This window comes from Nocardia amikacinitolerans NBRC 108937, from assembly GCF_001612615.1.
Lineage (GTDB): Bacteria > Actinomycetota > Actinomycetes > Mycobacteriales > Mycobacteriaceae > Nocardia > Nocardia amikacinitolerans.
In genome coordinates, this window is record NZ_BDAU01000032.1 from 39,123 (window position 1) to 57,385 (window position 18,263).

At 68.5% G+C, this 18,263-nt stretch carries 7 protein-coding genes and 1 tRNA gene; 3 read left to right on the forward strand and 5 right to left on the reverse strand.

All coding sequences use genetic code 11. From position 1 onward, the window contains the following. Window positions 1-49: 49 nt before the first annotated feature. Window positions 50-9,376, reverse strand: coding sequence for a type I polyketide synthase (locus NAM01S_RS23545; protein WP_253799250.1), 9,327 nt, complete (start codon window positions 9,374-9,376; stop codon window positions 50-52). 437 nt (window positions 9,377-9,813) lie between these two features. Here NAM01S_RS23545 and NAM01S_RS23550 point away from each other — a divergent pair. Beyond that, a tRNA-Leu gene (locus NAM01S_RS23550) sits at window positions 9,814-9,895 on the forward strand. Between the two features lie 383 nt (window positions 9,896-10,278). Here the strand turns inward: NAM01S_RS23550 and NAM01S_RS23555 are convergent. Beyond that, window positions 10,279-11,265: an IPT/TIG domain-containing protein gene (locus NAM01S_RS23555; RefSeq protein WP_218018444.1), complete on the reverse strand. Its 987-nt coding sequence runs from the start codon at window positions 11,263-11,265 to the stop codon at window positions 10,279-10,281. A gap of 1,034 nt (window positions 11,266-12,299) precedes the next feature. Here NAM01S_RS23555 and NAM01S_RS23560 point away from each other — a divergent pair. Beyond that, window positions 12,300-13,271, forward strand: coding sequence for a hypothetical protein (locus tag NAM01S_RS23560; protein WP_067788704.1), 972 nt, complete (start codon window positions 12,300-12,302; stop codon window positions 13,269-13,271). A 1,007-nt stretch (window positions 13,272-14,278) separates the two neighbouring features. Further along, entirely contained in the window at window positions 14,279-15,532 is a 1,254-nt protein-coding gene (locus tag NAM01S_RS23565; protein WP_067788706.1) for an FAD-dependent monooxygenase, read from the forward strand. 206 nt (window positions 15,533-15,738) lie between these two features. Here NAM01S_RS23565 and NAM01S_RS23570 read toward each other — a convergent pair whose 3' ends face one another. The 3 genes from NAM01S_RS23570 to NAM01S_RS23580 all read right to left on the reverse strand — a co-directional run bounded on the left by NAM01S_RS23570 (window position 15,739) and on the right by NAM01S_RS23580 (window position 18,114). After that, a complete protein-coding gene (locus NAM01S_RS23570) occupies window positions 15,739-16,587 on the reverse strand; it encodes a 3-hydroxybutyryl-CoA dehydrogenase (RefSeq protein ID WP_067788708.1) in 849 nt (282 codons plus the stop codon). A gap of 86 nt (window positions 16,588-16,673) precedes the next feature. Continuing rightward, window positions 16,674-17,009, reverse strand: a complete 336-nt coding sequence (gene fdxA, locus NAM01S_RS23575; RefSeq protein WP_067788872.1) for a ferredoxin — start codon at window positions 17,007-17,009, stop codon at window positions 16,674-16,676. A 136-nt stretch (window positions 17,010-17,145) separates the two neighbouring features. Further along, the gene (locus NAM01S_RS23580) at window positions 17,146-18,114 is read right to left on the reverse strand and encodes an NADPH:quinone reductase (protein ID WP_067788710.1); all 969 of its coding nucleotides are present in this window, start codon (window positions 18,112-18,114) and stop codon (window positions 17,146-17,148) included. Window positions 18,115-18,263 lie beyond the last annotated feature (149 nt).

The window sequence follows — 18,263 nt, forward strand, 5'->3', positions numbered from 1 at the left end:
GTCCCGGCCGCCCGCGCCGGACGGCCTGAGTGAAGGGTAGTGGCCGAAGTCACCGATCCAAAGAGCCGTCGCCCTCGAGTTGCCCGACGATGACCGCGCCGGTGCCGCAACCGAATCCGTCGGCGCGGTAGGCGCCGTCCGCACCGAGGCGGGCCTGCGGCGAGAGCAGCATGTCCGCCTCCAGCTGACGAATCCGCTTGGCGGGCGTGCCTTCTCCGCCGAGCCGTCGGTCCGCGGGCCGCTCGTACAGCGGCGCACCGCCGCACATGGCCTCGACGAACCGCTGCCGACCGGCCAGCTGCCGCTGCTCGGCATGGCGCTGGTACTCCTCGCGCCGCGCGGGCTCGATGGCCTGCAGGAACGCCTGCGGATGCACCACCGCGAGCAGGCCGGAGACGTGCCCGAAGCCGAGCGAGGTCACCAGACCGGCCTTGAGCGGGAACCGATCGCCGAAGCGCAGCGGCTCGCGCGGCCACACCAGATGCGGGTAGGCCTGCATCTTCTCGTCGACGCAGTCCAGGCTCCGGTTCGGCGGCACCACACCGGTTTCCAGAACCTGGCACAGGCCGATCAGCTGGAACGCGGCCGCGCCGCCCTTGGCGTGTCCGGTCAGGCTCTTCTGCGAGACCACGAACAGCGGCGCGCCTTCCGAACGCCCGATCGCCGCGGCCAGCCGCTCGTGCAGCTCGGACTCGTTGGGATCGTTTGCCGCGGTGGAGGTGTCGTGCTTGGACACCACCGCGATCTCGTCCGGGCTGACGCCGAGCTTGCGCAGCTCCGCGGCGAACCGGGATTCGCGACCGCCGCGACCCGCGCCGAGCGCGCCGAGGCCGGGCGCCGGGATCGAGGTGTGCACGCCGTCGGCGAAGGACTGCGCGTAGGCCACCACGCCGAGCACCGGAAGACCCATTTCCAGCGCCACGTCACCGCGGGCGAGCAGCACGGTGCCGCCGCCCTGCGATTCCACGAAGCCGCCGCGGCGGCGGTCGTTGGCGCGGGAGAAGTACCGGTCGCTGATGCCCTTGGCGCTCATGGTCGCCGAGTCCGCGGTGGCCGACATGTCACCGAAGCCGACGATGCCCTCGATGCCGAGGTCGTCGTAGCCGCCCGCGACCACGAGTTCGGCCTTGCCGAGCCGGATCTTGTCGACGCCCTCCTCGACGGAGACCGCCGCCGTGGCGCAGGCCGCCACCGGGTGCACCATCGCGCCGTAGCTGCCCACGTAGGACTGCACCACGTGCGCGAGGGCCACGTTCGGCAGCGCCTCCTGCAGGATGTCGTTCGGTCGCGGCTCGCCGAGCAGGTTGTCGACGTAGAGCGAGCGCATCGAGGACATGCCGCCCATGCCGGTGCCCTGAGTGTTGGCGACCAGCGAGGGGTGCACCCAGCTCATCAGCTCGGCGGGACTGAAGCCGGAGCCGAGGAACGCGTCCACCGTGCAGACGATGTTCCACAGCGCGACCCGGTCCACCGAGGCGGCCATGTCGGCGGAGATCCCCCAGATGGTGGGATCCCAGCCGGTCGGGATCTGGCCGCCGACGGTGCGCGAGAGCTTGGCCTTGCGCGGCACCCGAATCTCGGTGCCCGCCTTGCGAGTCACCGTCCAGTCACTCGAGTCCGGCACCGCCGTGACGACGGTGTGCTCCGGATCGGCCGCGTGGAAGGCGCGGGCCTCGGCCTCGCTGCCGACCGTGAACGACAGATCCTGGTCGAGGAACACCGAGGTCATCAGCGGCGCGGTGTTGTCGAGCATGGCGCCGTCGTCCTCGTAGCGGCGGATACCGCAACGGGCGACCACGGCGTCGTGGTAGCGCTCGGCGACTTCGGATTCCGGGACGTAGTCGCCGGATTCGGCGTCGTACCAGCCCGGCTTGGGATCGTTCTCCCACGTCACCATGCCGGTGGTCCAGGCGAGTTCGAGCACGCCCGCGGCGGAGAGCTCGTCGGAGACCTCCATCTCGAAGCGGGTGCGCGAGGAGCCGTACGGGCCGAGCTCGGCCGCGCCGACGATGACCACCATGTCGGCCAGATCGGCGGTGACCTCGCCCCACTCCGGCACCGGCAGCGCCGAGGTCATGGTCGGCGGGGCGGGCAAAGCCGGAATGGTCGCGGCCGCAGCGGTTTCCGCGGTCTCCGCCGCCTCCCGCTCGGCCGCTTCCTTGGCCAGCGCGGGCAGATCCAGCTTGGCCCTTGCCAGTCCGCCGGTCAGGTCGATCTGCTGCGGACCGGTGACCGTCACCTGGCGGGCCCGCGAGGTGCACCACTTGAGCAGCTCGTCGGCCATCTCGGTGGTGGACCAGGTCTGCACGCCCGCCTTCTCGACGGCCTCCACCATCGGGTCGTTGTGGCCCATCAGACCGGTGCCGCGCACCCAGCCGATCAGCGCGTGCACCAAGGTGACCCGCGTCGACCAGGACTTCTCGGCCCGCCACTTGGCGACCACCGCGTCGAGCGCCGCCTTGGACTCGCCGTAGGCGCCGTCGCCGCCGAACATGCCGCGGTTCGGCGAACCGGGCAGCACCACATGCAGTTTCGCGTCGACGTCGTGATCGGCGCCGAGCTTGGACAGCCCGCCGATCAACCGCTCCACCGACCAGAGCAGCACGCGCATCTCCATTTCGGCGCGCGCGCCCGCGTCGGCCAGATCGCCCGCCACCCGCGGCGCCGCGAACGGCAGCAGCATGGTCGGCGTCATGGCGTCCTTGATCTTGACCTTCGCGCCGCCCGCGTTGTCGACCTGTTCGCTGCCGACCCAGTCGATCAGCGCGTCGATGTCCTGGTAGGAGGCCATGTTCGCGGGCACGACCCACAGGGCGGCGCCGTGCCTTGCGTTCTCGCGGTAGAGCTTCTTGTAGAAGCCGAGACGGTCGTCGTTCAGGCTCGACGTGGTGACGATGACGGTCGCGCCGCCGCCGAGCAGGCGTCCGGTCACCGCCGCGGCGATGGAACCCTTGCTCGCGCCGGTGATCACCGCGATGTCGTCGGACCACAGGCCCGGCTCCTGCGTGCTGCGCGCGGCCTCGGCGATGCGCCCGTACAGGCCCGCCAGCACCGAGCGCGCCTCGTGCTTGGCCTGCTCGCGCCACCATTCGGCTTGCGCCGCAACGGCTTCGCCGGCACCGAGGAACCCGATGACCGACCCGTCGGCCGTGTCCGCGTCGTCGAGCAGCCACAGCCGCGCCAGATCCTCGCGCGCGGTCGCCCAGCGGTCGTCGATCAGCACCGCCTTGCGTCCATCGAACGCGGGCGCGACCAAACGCGGCCAGTCCGAACCCAATTCGGCCGAGACCAGGTCGACCAGCGTGTCTTCGGTGGCCTCCGGCGCCGACACTCGATCGGTCAGACCGAGCTGCTCGAGGATGACCCGCGCCGCCGAGGCGAGCACGCCGTCGCGGCCGGTGATCTGTTCGGTGAACTCGCCGAGCGCCGCCGCGTCGACCGTGGCGCCGCCGCCACCCCCCGCCGTTGGCAGCGACACCGCGACACCGCGCCGGGCGGCGACGGCCTGCACGGCCGCGTCGATGGCGGCGTCGACCGAGGCCGCGTCGTTCAGCGCGCCAGAGACCAGTCCGCCGAGATCACCGCCGCGCACGCTGGCGCCTTCGCGGGTGCCGAGCGAGACCTCGGCGGTGACGTGGCTGGCCCAGCCGTCGCCGAGCTCCCACACCTTCTTGACGCGCTCGGCGATCGCGGCGGGCCGCTTGCCGGACGGGCCGAACACCTTGCGCAGGTGGTCGTTGATCGAGTCGGACAGCACCGAGCCGAACGGCTTGTAGGTGCGCGCCAGCCGCTCGACGGTGGCCGACAGCGCGCCCATGTCGGCGTCGGCCGCGCCGTCGATGGCGCCGAGCGAGAGCTCGGAGCCGAGGTCGACGAGCAGCTGGTTGCGCCGCGAGGAGACGCCGTCGCAGAGACCCTCGATGGTGTCCACCGGGCCGATCTGGTCCAGCCGCAGCTTCGTCCACAGCGCGATGAGCACCCGGGTGGCGTCGGCAGCCGTGAACAGGATGTCGTCGGGACGGGGACCGCCCGAGCTCGCGACCGGGGCCGGGGCCGGGGCGGCCACCGCGGCGGGCGCGGCGGCGGCCGGGGCGGCGGCCGGGGCGGCGGTCTCGGCCGGGGTCTCGTCGGGCTCGTCGACCGGGGCGGGGTCGGTGTCGGTCGCGTAGACGACCGCGGCCTCGCGCTCGATGTTGAGCACCTCGACGGTGGCGGTGCCGAAGCTCGGCAGCTTGAGGGTCTGGCTGGCCAGGTTCGCCACGGTCGGCGTCGCGCCGAGACCGATCTCGATGAATCGCTCGACACCGAGCCCGCCGTTCTCGGCGTCGGTGAACAGCAGATCCTGGGTCTCGATCCAGCGCACCGGGCTGGCGAACTGCCAGGCGAGCAGTTCGATCAGCACCACGCGGCACAGATCGGCAGGCCGGGCCGCCCAGCTGTCGAAATCGGTGAGCACCGCGGCGAGCGGTTCCGAGGGCACCAGGTCCGCGATCTCCTGGACGAAATCGCGCTCCAGCGAGAACAGCCTCGGCACCAGGTTCGGGATGTAGCGGCCGACCAGCACGTCCGGCCGCAGGTCCGCGGGCAGCAGCTGCTCGAGCTTCTGCCGGAACTCCGGAACGCCCTTGCGCAGCACGGTGGAGTGGAACGGCACGTCGATGCCCGGCACCAGGATGAACGCCCGCTTGCCGCCGAATTCGGCACGGCGACGGTCGATCTCGTCCTCGAGCGCCTCCAGACCCGCCACCGTGCCCGCGATGGCGTACTGCGAGCCGCGCAGGTTCAGGTTGACGACCTCGAGGAATTCGCCGGTCTGCTCGGACACACCCTGGACGAAGCCGATCACGTCCTCGTCGGGCAGGCCGATCTGCGAGGGACGAATAGCGGCCATCCGATAGTCGCTGCGGCCCTGGGCATCCCGCGGCACCAGCTCGTGCATCGCCGAACCGCGCTGGAACACCACCTCGAGCACCGCCTCGAGCGGCAGCACCCCGGCGACCGCGGCGAGCGCGTTGTACTCACCGACCGAGTGACCCGCGAGCATGGCGCCCTCGACGAACGCGCCCGCCTCGCGCAGCTCCGCGACCTGGGCGACACCGAGAGTCGCCATGGCGACCTGGGTGAACTGCGTCAGGTGCAGCACGCCGTCCGGGTGCCGGTGTTCGACGCCGCGCGCCTTGAGGTAGGTCGGGTTGTCGCGCACCACGGCCAGGATCGAGAAGCCGAGCGCCTCGCGGGTGTGCTTGTCGGCGCGCTCCCAGATCTCCTTGGCCGCTTTGGACCGCGACCGGGCGTCCAGACCCATCCCCTTGCGCTGGATGCCCTGCCCCGGGAAGGCGTACACGGTCTTCGGCGCCTTCGTGCGGCCGGTCGCGGTCATCACGAGATCGCCGCCCGTGCGGCAGGAGACCTCGACGATCTCGCTGCCCGCGTCGACGGCGATCCGCTCGACCCGCACGTCGATCTCCGCGCCGGGACGCACCATGCCGAGGAAGCGCGTGGTCCATGCGGTGAGAGTCCGTGCGGGAACCGAGCTTTCGGGATCCACGGCGGACACCGCGTGCTGCGCGGCGGCCGAAAGCCACATGCCGTGCACGATCGGGCTGCCCAGCCCGGCGAGCTTGGCGGCGTTGTCGCTGGTGTGGATCGGGTTGTGGTCGCCGGACACCGCGGCGAAAGCGTGCATGGCGCGCGGCGCGACGAGGGTGACGTCGCGGCGACGGCGGCGCGGGGTGTCGGTGGCCGACGCGGCGGTGCCCGCGGCCCGCGGCGGGTCGGCCAGTTCGCCCGAGCCGTTGCGGCCGCGGATGGCGAAACGCTCGCTGAGCCGGGCCAGCGGCACCACGTCGAGGCCTTGGTCGCGCATCTCGCCGACGGTGACCTCCACCTCGACGACGCGGCCCATGTCGGTGTCGAGCACCGACTTCGACTCCGCTCGCACCACGAGAATGCTTGTGGTGCTCGGCAATTCGCGCAGCAGCTCGATCTGGTGGTCGAGGTGCACCAGGTCGAGCATGCCCTCGATGACCGAGCGCGCGTCGCCGGTGCGGGTGGCGCCGAGCACCGCGAACACGGCGGGCCAGCAGGCGCCGACCAGCACGTCGGGCGCGGTACGGCCAAGCGTGCTGAGCGAGGCGGGCAGACCCGAGCCGGTGACACCGGCGTGGTCGGCGATCAGATCCGGGGTCCAGGCCAAATTGACGTGCGCCACCGAGCCCTTGACCTCCGGCAGCGACTGTCCCGCAGCGACCGCGAGCAGCGCCGCCATGGCGGCCTCGGCGTCGTCCTCGGTGACGACCGGTGCGCCGCCGTTGTAGATGGAGGTCGGCACGGTGATCCGGATGCGCACCGCGTCGCTGCGCAGCAGCGGAACGGTCAGCTCGACGTAGGAGTGGTCGGCCTCCGGACCGGTGGTCTCGACCAGGGTGGCTCCGGTGCGCGGGTGCACGGCGCCCTTGCCGTCCACCGTCCATTCGTGGTGGTCGCCGAGTTGGTGCACCGGGTTCACGGTGGTGCGGCCCGCCCACTGCACATCCGGCGCGGCCAGCACCGCGTCGATCGGGCCGCTCGTCACGCCCGCGGCGCGGCGTGCGTCGATCGGGGTCGGCACCACGCCCGCGCGCACCAGCGAGTAGGCGGTGTCCTGCTCGAAGCGGTCGAGCAGCTCGCCGACCGGCTCGTCCACCTGGGTGATGCCCGCGACGGACACGGTGCCGGGGATGACGCACACCTGGTCGGCCGAGTAGCGCGGATCGTGCGCCTGCCACAGGGAATCCGAGCGCCACCAGCGCCGCACGTCGGCGTCGACGACCGGCACGAAGTTGACCGGCTTGCCAGGCGTCTTGCACAGCGCGATGAAGAACGGAACGTCGGCGGGGTGCAGCAGGGTCTGCTCGGCGGCCGGGTACTGCTTCTTCAGCGTGCACAGGGCGTCGACCGGGCGCTCGAACGCCTCGTCGTCGGCGAACAGCGTCGGGATCTCGCCTCGGTCGGCCGGGTGCAGCCGGGACTCGGTGCGGCGCACCATCTCCGCGAAGCGGTCGCGCCAGGTGATGTCGAGCCACACCGAACGGGTCGCGTCGAGGATGGCGTCGCCGAGGTCGCTGCCGCAGTCGAAGTCCTTGCGGCGGTCAAGGCCGACGGCCAGCTCGACGTAGCGTTCCAGCCATTCCAGGTAGGTCATGGTGCCGAGATCGCCGAAGTACGGCTTTGCCGTGCCGTTCAGCGCCTCGATGATCTCCGCGCGCCGGGCGGCGACCGCGTCGGCGTCGCCCGCGACCTCGTCGAGCAGGCGGCCGGTGCGCGAGGCGGCGTTGTCGATCTCGTGGATGTCGGCACCCAATTGGCTACGGCCCGAGGCCATTCCGCCGGACGCGGTACCCGCGCCGACCCAGTCGGGGGTGCCGGGGGTGTCGACGAGCAGCTGCTTGACCTCGGGTGCGGTGGTGGCCTCCAGCGTCGCCATCGCCGCGGTGCCGACCAGCACGCCGTCCAGCGGCATCACCGGGTAGCCGTGCGCCTGCGACCACGAGCCGGTGAGGTATTCCGTCGCGCGCTCGGGGGTTCCGATGCCGCCGCCGACGCAGACCACCACGTTGGGGCGGTTGCGCAGTTCGGCGTAGGTCTCCAGCAGCAGGTCGTCCAGGTCTTCCCAGGAGTGGTGGCCGCCCGCCTTGCCGCCCTCGATGTGCATGATCACCGGGTAATCCGGCACCTCGTCGGCGATCCGCAGCACGGCGCGGATCTGCGCGACGGTGCCCGGCTTGAACGCGACGTGCGAGATGCCGACCTCGGTGAGCTCCTGAATGAGCGCGACGGCCTCGTCCAGCTCCGGAATGCCCGCGGTGACGATCACGCCGTCGAACGGAGCGCCCGCGCTCCTGGCCCGCTGCACGAGGCGCTTGCCGCCCAGCTGCAGCTTCCACAGGTAAGGATCGAGGAACAGCGAGTTGAACTGCACCGCGCGACCGGGCTGCAGCAGCGTCTTCAGCTCGGCGACCCGGCCGGCGAAGATCTGCTCGGTCACCTGGCCGCCGCCGGCCAACTCGGCCCAGTGGCCAGCGTTCGCCGCGGCCGCGACGATCTTGGCGTCCACGGTGGTCGGCGTCATGCCCGCGAGCAGGATCGGCGAGCGACCGGTCAGCTTGGTGAACGCGGTCTCGACCACGATCCGGCCGTTCGGCAGCCGCACCGGCCGCGGCGCGTAGTCCGACCACGGCCGCGCCTGCTCAGGGGCCGCGCCGGGGGTCAGCAGGCTGCGCTGGCCGGGACGGGTCGCGGCGGCGACGATGCCGACGCCACTGCCCTTCAACGTGCCGCCGGTGAGGCGGCTGAGCAGATCACCGGGACCGAGATCCAGAATCCACTGCGCGCCCGCGTCGATCAGGTCGTCCACGGACTGCACCCAGTCCACCGGGTCGACCAGGATGGACTTGGCGAGCGAACCGGCCAGCTCCGCGTCCAGCCCGCACTGGGTGGCCCAGCCCGCCACCATTTCCACCGTCTCGGCCAGGGCCGGGTGATGGAAGGCGACGTCGACAGACACGTCCTCGAAGACCGGGGCGAACACCGCACCGCCGCGCACCTTCGCGTCGCGTTCGCGGGTCTGCTCGTCGGAGATCTGCGCGCAGCGCTGCCGCACCCGCTCCAACTGCGTCGGGGTGCCGGACAGCACCGCCCTGCGCCGCCCATTGCGGATCGAGACCACCGCTGCCACATCGGGATTCACGCCCTCGGCAACCTCGGCGACCACCGCGGCCAACTGCTCGGGGTCCACGTTCGACACCGCGACCATCGGCGAACGATCGCCCACCGGCATCAGCCCGCGCCTGCGCGCAACCAGGTTGCCCGCGGCGCCGATCAACTGCGCGATCGCCAGCAGCTCCGCATCGCGCGCGCCGCCCGACCGCACCGCCGCGGCGGCCAGCTTGCCCTGCGAGTGCCCGACGACGGCGACCGGCGCGTGCTCGGCGAAATCGAGACCCTGCAACTTCAACGCGCGAAGCGCCGCCAGCTGGGTCAGCAGCACGCCCGGCATCGACACGGCCGCGGACCGCAGCACCTGCTCCGAAGGCGCCGCGGAGGTCTCACCCTGCTCGGTGTCGACCAGCTCGTCCTCGAGCATCCACGCGATCGGGTCGAACCCGACCGGACGGACCACGAGTAGTTGTGCCGCAACGGGTTCCAGCAGCGCGGCCGCCTCGTTGACCAACGCGGTCAGCTCCGGCTCCAGCGCGCTGTCGCGCCCGATCTCCTCCAGTTCGCCGAGCCATTGCGCACCCTGCCCACCGAAGGCCAGCGCGTACGGCGTCCCGTTCAGCAAACGATCCAGCAGCGGCGATCGCACGCCGGCTGCCTGCCCGGCAGTCCTGACCACCTTCGCGCTCGCTCCGGTTCCGGTCTCGGTGCTCTCGTTGATCGTCAAGACGCTTCGACTTCCTTCTCCTGGCGACATGCCCGTTGTCGACACGCCGCTTCCTATAGGTGCGCGGGTCGTCCTCGACCTCTAGGCCTGATACGGGCGAGGATGGCACAAAATCATGAGGAAATCCTCACGTTTGGCCCGCCGCCGACCCCTTACCGCCGAGTATTTGCGTACGTCCGTACCAGAATGACGAAAAACATGACCCGTCCTCATGTTTGAACGCGCTGGTCCACCCGGTTACCAACACGTATGAAACATGAGTGCCCCTCATGTTGGCCGTTACCGAATCGTTATAGTCCCTGGTCGTGTTACCGGCCAGTACGACACTCGCCACAGTTGCTTCGCGATCACGGTCAAGCCCGGTAGAGTTTGGACGGTCGTACCATCAAGCGCGAGTGGCGAAATTGGCAGACGCGCCAGATTTAGGTTCTGGTGTCCACGGACGTAGGGGTTCAAGTCCCCTCTCGCGCACAGATTCAGACGATCCCCGCACAGCCGGGGAGCACGAGCGAAGTTCGTGGATTCCAACGATTCCGGTGACCCATGCGCGCGAAGAGCTCGCCCTCGACGACAGCGCCTTGCCCCGTTCCCGGAGCCCATTCCCGCGTGCGCGAGAGCGCAGCACGGCCAGCCAGGACAAGTAGTTGACCAGGGGCTCATCCCCGCGTTTGCGGGGAGCACCGGCTCCGCGTCTGACTGGGTGATCCCATCCGGCGGCCCATCCCCCGCATGCGCGGCAGCACCGCCTGGACGCCGACGAGCTGGCCGAAGGCCGGGGCTCATCCCCGCATGCGCGGGGAGCAACGGAGCCGCCGGCAGGCAATGGCCCACCGGCGGCCCCGCCGCATTCACCGTCAGACGTAGGTGAAGGCGATACCGTTACTGGTGCCGCCCGCTGTCGTGGCAGTGATCTGCACCGTCCCCGCCGCCCGCGCCGGGGCGACGGCGGTGATCTGGGTGGCGGAGTCGACCGTGAACGAGGTCGCCGGTGTGCCACCGAAACTCACCGAAGTCGCACCTGTAAGGCCCGTCCCGGTGAGGACGACCGTCGTCCCACCGGCGACCGGGCCGGTGTTCGGTACCGCCCCGGTCAGGGTAGGAACCGCGGCGTACGTGTAGGTGACGCTGTTGCTGGTTCCACCCGAGCCGGTAACGGTCACCGGCACTGTCCCGGCCGCATGGGCCGGGGCGATGGCGGTGATCTGGGTAGCGGAGTTCACGGTGAATGTCGTTGCGGTCGTGCCGAACCGGACGGTCAACGGGCCGGTGAATCCGGTGCCGGTGATCGTCACGTTGTTCCCGCCCGCGGTGGGTCCGGTGGTCGGGGAGATAGAGGTGATCGTCGGAACAACGACATAGATGTAGGTAATCGGGTTGCTGGTACCGCCCGGTCCGGTGACGGTAACGGACACGAACCCGGTGCCCGCCGGGGAAACAGCGGTGATCTGCGTGTCGGAATCGACCGTGAACGAGGCCGCCGGTGCGCCACCGAAATTCACCGCCGTGGCCCCCGTCAGCCCCGACCCGGTGAGCGTGACCGTCGTTCCGCCCGCAGTCGACCCCTGACCGGGGTTGATGCTGCTCAACGCGGGAACCGCGAGATAGGTATAGGGCACACCATTGCTGGTGCCCGCCGAGGTGGTAACGGTGACCTGAACGGTACCGACCGAGCCGGCAGGGGCGATCGCCGTGATCTGGGTCGACGAATCCAGGGTGAAAGTCGTTGCGGTAGTACCGAATCGCACGGTAGTCGGGCCAGCGAACCCCGTACCGGTGATCGTGACGCTGGTTCCCCCCGTCGTGGGTCCCGACGTCGGGGAGATCGAGGTGATGGTAGGCACGATGCTTGCCTCCTTTGTTGCTGCGAAATTCCTGTAGTGCAACTGGGCCGTTCGCCCGAGTTGCTGTGGCGGCCCGCAACTTCCATTAGAGTCCTCGAAACTGGCGATGGACCCGCCCGAGCGGTTCGTTTTCGTTCGCTATCGGATTCCCGCCGCATGTCGAAGATCCGGAGACTCCCCGTCGGGTCGGCAACACCTACCGGACCGAGCCGATCGCCGTGATCACGAGCACCGCCGCAGCCGTTGGGATACAACGCCGCGTGGGTACCCTCGAGGCATGCGCCACAACGGGTTTCGCCACCGACGTGATGACTCGTCGCGACGTTCCGATGCGATCACCGTGCAGGTCCGTCCGCGCCACCGCCGGTACCGAATCACCCTGGTGGTGGCTCTACCGTCAAAGATCTGCAGCAGTCGGTCGGTTACATCGACGGGAGGCAAGGTCCAGCAGTGAAAACGGACGAAAACGGATCGAAGATTCATTGCTCTGCAACAACGTAGAGGGCTTACTGGAAGAAACCATCCGGTTGCAGTCGGGGAATCATCGTCGCGGCAAAGGAGCCGTCATGCCTACCATCACCTCCCGCTCTCCGACCTCGAGGAACACGTCGGGAGACGCGAACGTTCCGTGATGGGTACCGGCTTCGCCGTTCCTGGATCGAGCGATCCGGTACTGGCGCGACCACCTCCACCATCGACTCGGATAGCGCAGGTCACGGCGATCACGCCTGCCGGTACGGTACAGGTCGTTGCCGCCCCTCGGAGAGACCGACAACAGCATTGCGGCTACCTCGCTGTACATCGGACCCGGACACGCAGCTTTGCGGTCGCCCCAGCAGGGAGGGGAACGGCGCAGCTCACCGTGGCCACTGCGGTTGAGAACGGTAACCGCCTCTGCTGCACCGGTATCCGAGCGGTCGAGGCGGTCACCGGACGGCGTTGCCGATCATGCGAGCCGCGGTTGTAAATCGAGTCGCCGCCACCAGGGCGGAGGTTTCAGGGGTAAGGGGGTTCCATTGGCTACCGTTCTGAAGATGTTGCTGGCGGAGCAGCATCTCAAGAGCCATTCGGATTTCCTGGCCGCGTACGATAGGTGCGCCGCGCAACTCGATCCTCCGATCCCTCCTGGTTACGGGCCGGCGAAGACACAGTTCTATCAGTGGCTTTCGGGCAGGATGGTCGGGCTTCCACGCGACTACCATTGCCGGGTACTGGTCAGGATGTTCCCTGGCTGGACGATCGAGAGATTGTTTCAGATGGCAGATGCCGGTGGCGGGCACGAGTTGGATTCTCCCGGAACCGACATCGAGCTCGAAGCATTTCTCGGGGCTGAGATGATCACCAACGGGGTTACTCTCGTGTACCCGACATTCGAGCTACCGCTGCGGCCCGCGCCAGTATTCGGTGCGGCCGATAACGCACACCCGTGCGCATACAGGAAGGTCCGCGCCGTCGCGGCTGATCATCGCTCGGAAGTGCTGGCTGCCTTACCGGAGAAGGAAGTTCGCGGACTGCTGTACGTGTTTTCCGTGCTCCAGCGCCACCCAGATCTGTCGACTGATATCCGGAGCGACCGGGACGTCGTCGCGCACAATGACCTGCCCTATATCAGCTTTGGACTGACGTGCAACGACTGCACACGTATGTACCTCGACAGCGTCGATCGTCCGCTTTTCACTCTCAAAGGCAGCGGTACCGAAGGCGATTCCGGTTCAGAGCAGTTGGAGTTGACCGACGGTAGCCGATATGGCTCGAGTGGAGACCACAGCATCGGCGTTATCGCGCGGGTGCGACCGAACCCGGACATGCACCCCGACCGATACTGGATATTCTGCGCGGGCTTGGGCCCGCGCGGTACCACCGGGGCAAGCTGGTATCTCGCCAACTCCTGGAGTCCCTTGCAGCGACGTGCCGGTGATCGCGAGTTCGTCGCAGTGATCAGTGTCGATCAGGACTCCGACGATACGGCCCGTTTGGAGCATCTGCTGATCGAATCGGCATCGTGACATGCGCCCCTGTCACCGTTGCGCTTCACCCGGTTTCCCGCAGGGTAATGCTGCTGGGCGCAATGGATGCTGATCGTCGGCTCAGCATCTTTGTCCGCGCCGAACAGTTCGGCACCGAGCGCGTCGAGTCGCCGCGCAATTGCCGGCGCTCTTGCTGACAACGACCCGAAATCGCTGTGCCATTCTCTTCTCATCTCGGGTCCGTGGCTGTCTGCGCGTTCGAGGTCGTCGCCGGGCCGGGTCGCTCAGCCGGTCAGCGAATTCACCCAATGCCAGGTGCACCGTCGGATCCGATTCACTCATTGTGCCCACTCGGCCAGAACGGCGCCGACAGGTCGGATGACGGTTTGTCGGCCGGGAAAGGTCGGTCGGGTCCTGGGGCCTCTCGCACCCGTCAGCACCGTCTCCCTCCCCACGAAGCACGCAGGTGTCCGCGAATCGGGCGGCGGTGCGGAAGGTGGCGGGCATTATAAATAGTTGAACGCGACGACTACTGGGGTACGGGGAAACCGCGTAGACTTCGAGCAGGTCGGGACAGCATTCCGGAGACCTGTCATGAGCGAGAGAAAGAAATCACACACGAAGTTCGCCCGGTTGGCGGCAGCCGCCGGCATAGCGGCAATTGCTGCGATTCCGGTCGCCACAGCGGCGGCTCAAGCGCCTAGTGCGCACGCGACAAATCCCACGTCCGAAACCCAACTCGTCAACAGCCCCGGCTGGGGCGGTGGCTGGGGATGGGGTGGCGGCGGTTGGGGTTGGGGTCACGGCGGTGGCTGGGGATGGGGTCACGGCGGTGGCTGGGGTTGGGGCCACGGCGGCTGGGGTTGGGGTGGTCCCGGCTGGGGGAATTGGTGGAACCCCTTCGGTTGGGGTGGCTGGGGTGGTTGGGGCAGCTTCTAGTCCCGGTGATCGAGCCCGGACACGCACAGCGTGCCGGGCTCGGTTGCATCGAGAACCGATTGCGTGAGGCCAGGTTCGACCAACCGCGCTGAAGCTGGTGGCTGGAAATGAAAATCGTGTGTGTCGGCGGCGGGCCTGCCGGGTTGTACTTCGCTATTTCGATGAAGCGGCGCGACCCGGCCCATGACATCACGGTGATCGACCGCGATCCCGCCGGGTCCACCTATGGCTGGGGCGTCGTGTATTGGGACGACCTGCTCGACCTTCTCTATGGGAACGATCCCGACAGCGCGCAGGCGGTGCGCGCGGGCTCGGTCGTATGGCGTGAACAAGCAATCCATGTACGCGACGAAGAGACCGCACATTTCGGTGGCTACGGGTTCAGCATGGGACGCGCGGCGTTGCTCGACGTACTTACCCGGCGGGCGAGTGACTTGGGGGTAGATGTCCAGCACGGGCGAGAGGTCCACGATCTGTCCGGCTTCGACCACGCCGATCTCGTCGTCGCTTCCGATGGCGCGAACAGCCGGATACGGCAGCTGGGTGATCATCATTTCGGCACGTCCGTCGCACTCGGCGAGAACCGATACATCTGGCTCGGTACGGACGAGGTCTTCACCCGATTCACCTTCGCCTTCGAACACACCTCGGCCGGGTGGATCTGGTTCCACGCCTACCCGTCGGTCGCCGACAAGATCAGCACCTGCATCGTCGAGTGCCAACCGCAGACTTGGCGCGGACTCGGCTTCGATTCCATGGACAACCTGGAGTGCTTGCGCGTCCTGGAGAACATCTTCGCGCGCCCTCTCGACGGTCACTCGTTGATCAGCAAGACACGGGGCGAGTTCGCAAGGTGGAGCCGTTTTCCCGAGGTGACCAACAAGTCCTGGTATCACGACAACGTGGTGCTGGTCGGCGATGCGGCGCACACGACGCACTTCACCATCGGTTCGGGCACCCGGTTGGCAATCGTCGACGCCGTCGTACTCGCCCAGAACCTGTACCAGCATGCCGAGATCGCCGACGCGCTGGAGAATTACGACGCGCAGCGGCGCGCTGCGATGCGCCCGATACAGGCCGCCGCCCGCAACAGCATGATCTGGTTCGAACACGCCGACCGGTATCTCGACCGCAGCGCCGTGCAGTTCGCCTACGCGATGGCGGCTCGGCACGGGCCGCAGATGCCGTGGCGATATCAGCTACACCTGCTCACACAGGTACCCACCGTGCGCAAGACCCGGCGTGCCATCGACTCCGGACAGCGGTGGCTGCGGGCTGCCCGACGGGGGGAACTCCCGATGCCGCTCCCCTCGCCACGACGTCCCACCGAACCGATGCCGACCGATCGGTCGGTGTCCTGATCCGGGCAGGCCTGCGACCTGCCCAGGGCAACAACGATTTCCGTAGATCGGCGCGGAGGCAACACTCGGGATCCTCGAACGCACCGTCCGCCGACGCGCGGCGGCCTGACCAGGCGTGCAAGGGCACGGACACCACCGCTCACCTCGATGAATATCGTCGGGTGGCGCGGTGGTGTCCCGGCAGCGGGCGATCAGCCCGCGCGACCTCAGTTGTAGCTGTAGAAGCCGCGACCGGTCTTGCGGCCGAGGCGACCCGCGTCGACCATCCGACGCAGCAGCGCGGGCGGCGCGTAGTGCGGTTCGGCGAATTCGGCGTACAGCGACTCGGCTGCCGCCAGTGCGATGTCGAGGCCGACGGTGTCGAGCAGGGTGAGCGGACCCATCGGGTAACCGCAGCCGCCCTTCATCGCCGCGTCGATGTCCTCGGCGGAGGCGTAGCCCGACTCGAGCATCCGGACGGCCTGGCACAGGTACGGGATCAGCAGCGCGTTGACGATGAAGCCGGAGCGGTCACCGGCCTGGACGGTGGTCTTGCCCAGGGTGTTCTTCGCGTAGTCGGTGACAGCGGCGGCCGTCTCCGGGGAGGTGACCAGGGTGGAGATGATCTCGACCAGCGGCATCACCGGCACCGGGTTGAAGAAGTGCACGCCGACGACCTGCTCGGGACGCTGGGTCGCGCCCGCGACCTTGATGACCGGGATCGACGAGGTGTTGGTCGCGAGGATGCCTGCCGGCTTCACGATCTTGTCGAGCTTGCCGAAGATCTCGTACTTCAGCGACTCGATCTCCGGGGCCGCCTCGATGACCAGGTCACGATCGGCGAACTCCTCGATATCGAGGGTGACGCGCACCCGCGCCAGCACCGCGTCGGCGTCCTCCTGGGTGATCTTGCCCTTCGTCACGCCACGCGAGACCGACGACGCGATCCGCTGCTGCGCCGCCTCGGCGAACTCCACCGTCGTCTCGAGCACCAGGACCTCGCTCCCGGCCTTCGCACACACCTCGGCGATGCCCGCACCCATCGTGCCGCCACCGATCACACCGATCAACTTCACAGTCATGTCTCCTATCCGAAATCAACACCCATTCCTAGCAGGGCACGAAATCACGCGCCGAACAGGAGGCAAGGTCGGAACAAGAATCACGGCTGGTATTCCCGCACGAAAACGGTGTCGACTCCCAGCGCGCCGATACCCGCCGCGGCACCCGGCTGCCCGAGTGGGGCTTGCCGTCCGGGCAGCGGCTCGGCGAAGAAGCGGGCGTTCTCGATGACGAACTGCTCCTGGCCCGAGGGAATGTCGTCCTCGAAGTAGATCGCCTCGACCGGGCAGACCGGTTCGCATGCCCCGCAGTCGATGCACTCGTCGGGCTGGATGTACGCCATCCGATCACCGATGAAGATGCAGTCGATCGGGCACTCCTCGACGCAGGCCCTGTCCAGGACATCGACGCAGGCAGCGCCGACCACGAACGTCACAATGTTCTCCTCTGCCGTTCCGCACCCCGCGACCAGCGGATGTCCCCGATCTTGGTGCCCGATCACGTGCGCGGCTAGAGGTCCGGTACCGACAACCTCATAACTTGCCCTTATGTCCTGGCGTCACCCTTACGCCTCAGATCTCCAGGACCAGGCGGGTGCCGTGCAGTCGCTCGGTCTCGATTCGGCGATGCGCCTCGGCGGCGGCCGACAGTGGAAGCAGGTCGATCGACCGCGGTCGCAGCGCTCCGTCGAGCAGGTGGCGATTGATCGCCGTCGCGGCGTCGCGCAGTTGTGCGCTGGTCGCGCGGGAGATGACGAAGCCGCGGATCGAACCGTCCTTCAGATACAGCGCTCCCGTCGGCAGTTCGGATCGGGAACCCGTGCCCGCGACGATGACGATCCGGCCTCCGATCGCGAGCATCTCCACGGCGGCCACCATGTCGTTCCGGCCGGAGGTATCGATGAAGAGGTCGACGCCGCTGGTCACGATGTCGCGCACCTTGTCGACGACGTTCGCCTCGCGATAGTCGATGGTGTGCGCGGCGCCCAGGCGTCGGCAGTAGTCGTGGTCGTCGGGGTGCGCGGTCGCGATGACCGTGCCTCCGGCGCGGGTGATCAGGGCGACGAGTGCGCTACCGAGGTTGCCTGCCGCGCCCGCGATCAGCGCCGTCTCACCGGGCCGGAGATTCCCGTGGGTGAATGCGGCGAGGTAGGCGGCGGCCGCCGGATGGACGACCGCCACCGTCTGCGTGGGAGACGCGCCGTCAGGCAGATGGTAGAGGCGGTCGACGGGAACGGCGGCGAGTTCGGAGGCCGCTCCCTGCCGCCCCTCGTGCCCGAGGCTGTTACACCAGACCCGATCGCCGGGCGAGAATTCCGGTGAACGCGATTCGACGACAGTTCCGACCAGGTCGCGGCCGATCACGAACGGGAACTCCATCGCGGTCGGGTATCGCCCGGAGCGCACGAAGGTGTCGACGTGATTCACCGCCGTGGCCGAAACTCTGACCACGACGTCGTCGGGTCCGGCCACCGGCGGCGGCAGCTCGCCGTAGACGATCGATTCCGGCGGTCCGAGTCGTTCGATGTAAGCAGCTCGCACGCGATGGTCCTCCCCTGCGAATGGGCAAGCGGAGTCGGCTCAGTCTGTCACGCCGTTCCCGAGGCGGGCAACGACACAGCAGCCGACGCGCGGGTGAGCCGGAATCAGCCGTGGCCTGCGATGCCCCGGGACCGAGCGCCGAGGAATCC